This is a genomic window from Enterobacter genomosp. O (assembly GCF_001022965.1).
Lineage (GTDB): Bacteria > Pseudomonadota > Gammaproteobacteria > Enterobacterales > Enterobacteriaceae > Enterobacter > Enterobacter cloacae_L.
Genome location: NZ_LECZ01000009.1, coordinates 1 through 3468, shown reverse-complemented (window position 1 = coordinate 3468; position 3468 = coordinate 1). Strand labels below are relative to the sequence as shown.

Below are 3468 nucleotides of genomic sequence, written 5' to 3'. Positions count from 1 at the left end.
AACGGCGACCCGGACCGGCCGATAATCACCGGTCGCGTGTACAACGACGCGAGCATGCCGCCGTGGGCGCTTCCGGCGGCGGCGACGCAGATGGGCTTTATGAGCCGGACGAAAGACGGCTCGGTCGACAACGCCAACGCCCTGCGCTTTGAAGATAAGGCGGGGGGCGAGCAGGTGTGGCTCCAGGCTGAACGCAACCTGGATATCAACGTCAAAAATGATGAATCCCATTCGACTGAAAAGAATCGAACCCAATTTGTGGGAGAGGATGAAACATTACGGGTTGTCAAAAATCAGAATGCGGGCGTTAAAGGGAACGTCATCTGCCTGACGGGTAACAGTCGCAGTGACAAAGTGGTTAACGACTATATTCTTTCAGCGGGTAATACACTGAGGCTCGAGTGCGGTGAAAGCGCCATTGAATTATCGAAAGATGGCAGCGTTAATATCATTGGCAATAACTTTAACTTTACCGCTAAGCAGAATGCGCAAATAAACACGCTTGGCGGCGAACTGCATCTGAACCCTGCCGGTGGAAGCAATGCCATTAATCCTCCTGGGGCATCCCACCAGACGGCAATCCAGCAGGAAGTGGATGGCTTTTTTGTTTTCAATGCCAATAAGTAAACTGAATTAGAATGATTAATATTTTTTAGCTAGCGCGAAAGGAATTATCATGATCGATCTACATTCTGATTTCAATACGATATTGAAATATGTCGATAAGTATCGTAATTACTTGCCCGCTAGCGATCCTTCTACCCAGCAGAGGATGCAATATAATTATGATAATAAATCATTAGACTCATTCCTGAAGAGTTATACAGAAAAAACGTGGGATTCAACACCGTCTTGTCATATTCCATCTGAACATTCACGGGATCGTGCAATAGGTGCGCTTATTGGCCTTGCGGTAGGAGATGCTGTTGGTACTACGCTCGAGTTTTTACCTCGCGACGTTGCCCATGTGAATGATATGGAAGGTGGTGGACCATTTCGACTACGCGCAGGTGAATGGACGGATGATACATCCATGGCATTATGTCTCGCTGAAACGCTTCTTGAAAAAGGTGATGCTGATACAAACTGCTTCCGGAGTAAACTTCTGGATTGGTATCAGCATGGTTATAATAGTTCTAATGGTGTCTGCTTTGATATAGGCAATGTGACACGTTATGCTTTGGAGCAATATACCAAGTTTGGGGCTGGCTGGAACGCTGATACTGCCCCCGAATCCGCAGGCAATGCTTCTATTATTAGACAGGCACCGGTTTCTATTTTTTTTAGAAATTCAATGAAAAAAGCATTCTACGAAGCTAAAAAACAGAGTATTGCAACACATGGTGCCGCAGAAGCAATAAATAGCGCACAGTATTTAAGTTATTTACTTGTGGTTATAATTAACGGCCACAATAAAGAGTTTACTTTTGCACCACACATCATGCCGCTGCAGCCGCGTGTCATGATCGTCAACGCCGGTGAGTATAAGCAAAAAACACGCGACCAGATACGTTCAAGTGGTTATGTTATCGACACACTTGAGGCTGCAATGTGGTCCGTATGGAATACTAATAATTTCCGTGATGCCATTTTACTGGCAGCCAATCTTGCCGATGATGCGGATAGCGTCGCGGCGACGGCGGGACAAATAGCAGGCGCGTTGTATGGTTATTCCGGTATTCCGCTGGAGTGGAGAAACAAACTTGTACAACACGAGCGTATCACCAAAATTGCAGGTGAATTATTTGACAGGGCTCCTCAGGGTACTTTCATACAATAACTTATTGTTTCGTCACTTATTCTTATTTGTATTGCCCCTTCTGATTTTTGACTATTTATATGGATATATGGCATAGCTAACGTAACCTCCTCTTCGACAGAGAAGGGAGTGGGAAAATTAAAATATATAAATAAGGAATGCTATGATGCGCTGGTTTTTCTTTATTCTGTTTATGGTTTGGACGCTAGCACTTGTCTGGAATGGAAAGGATTTGTTTAATAAAAAACAGTGGATCCTGACAGGGGGGGTGTTCGTTCTGGTGTTGCTGGCGACTGTCGTTATTGGATTTTTGTTGAAGTGGCTTGCTCAGTCAATGTTATTATTTTCACTTGCAACGGCCAAACAATATTCGATTATGCTTTCTATGTCTTTTCTGTGCGTATGGGGATTAAAGTTCACTGTCGTGCTGCTATGCACGATTTTTTCCGGGATTATGAAGGGGCACAAAAGGTATGGCGCGGAGAATTATGAAAAAATATCATCTGCGTCACGTGTTGTCTCTCCTGGCTTACTTATCGTTGCTAAAAGCTTAATTTCTCTGGGAGGTGTCCTTATGTTTTCAGGTTTATGGCTTAAGTAAGTACGATGATTGAGATTGTATAATGCGCATCAACCTTTCTCCTTTTCATTTTGGAAAAGAGTGACCTCACGGTATTCATGTATGACCATTCAAATAAAGCCACTGGGAAGGTGGTTTTATTTTTGTGGCAAGGGAAGTCAATCTTACAGCTACTCATTATCACATCAACAGCGTTTCCGCATTACGTATTGACGATGAGTTAACTTCTGGCACTGAGATTAGCCCATAGTGGAATAACGATTATGCTCAACCGAATTACCGTTCAGCTCCCGGTCGAGGGGCTGCTCTTCTGGAAACTTTCCGGCCGCGAGGCGATGTCCGAGTCGTTCGTGCTGACGCTGACCCTGCTCGGCACGGATGCGCGCATTGACCGCAGCAAATTACTCGGGCAGCCGGTCACGGTGACCATTCCGACGCAGAATCTGCTCACCTCCCGCTATATCAACGGCAAAGTCACGCGCGTGGCGGTGAGCGCCGTTGAGCTGACGGGTACCCGCTACGCGGTGTACCAGCTGACGGTGGAGCCGGACCTGTGGCCGATGAAGCGCGACCGCAACCTGCGTATCTTCCAGGGGCAGACGGTGCCGCAGATAGTGAAAACCCTGCTGGGCGAGCATCAGGTCAACGTGGAGGACAAACTCACCGGCAGCTACCGGGTGTGGGACTACTGCGTGCAGTATCAGGAGTCGAGCCTGGACTTCATCAGCCGCCTGATGGAGCTGGAGGGGATAGCGTATTACTTCAGCCACGAGGCTGACAAGCACACCCTGGTGCTGACTGATGCCGCCACCCAGCACCAGCCGTTCAGCGGCTACGAGGCGATTCCTTACCACCAGACGCCGTCCGGCGGCAGCACGGACGAAGAGGGCATCGGTCAGTGGGCGCTGGAGGACAGCGTGACGCCGGGGATTTACAGTCTCGATGATTACGACTTCCGCAAGCCGAACGCGTGGCTGTTCCAGGCGCAGCAGAACCCGGCGTCGCCGAAGCCGGGCAGCATTGACGTGTACGACTGGCCGGGCCGCTTTGTGGAGACCGGGCATGCGGAGTTCTACGCCCGCATCCGTCAGGAGCGCTGGCAGGTGGAGCACCAGCAGATTCAGGCCAC

Annotated in this window: 4 protein-coding genes; all 4 read left to right on the top strand. The window is 48.8% G+C overall.

Annotated elements, in window-relative coordinates; all coding sequences use genetic code 11:
- On the top strand, window positions 1–627 hold a 627-nt coding region (locus ABR39_RS00755; RefSeq protein ID WP_047345371.1), incomplete at its 5' end, for a bacteriophage T4 gp5 trimerisation domain-containing protein.
- A 49-nt stretch (window positions 628–676) separates the two neighbouring features.
- Complete coding sequence (gene tri1 / locus ABR39_RS00750; RefSeq protein WP_047345370.1) at window positions 677–1780, top strand: ADP-ribosylarginine hydrolase Tri1; 1104 nt, start codon at window positions 677–679, stop codon at window positions 1778–1780.
- 142 nt (window positions 1781–1922) lie between these two features.
- Window positions 1923–2360, top strand: coding sequence for a hypothetical protein (locus ABR39_RS00745; RefSeq protein ID WP_240477042.1), 438 nt, complete (start codon window positions 1923–1925; stop codon window positions 2358–2360).
- Window positions 2361–2602: 242 nt separating this feature from the next.
- The coding region (locus tag ABR39_RS00740) for a type VI secretion system Vgr family protein (RefSeq protein WP_047345369.1) at window positions 2603–3468 on the top strand (866 nt) is incomplete at its 3' end.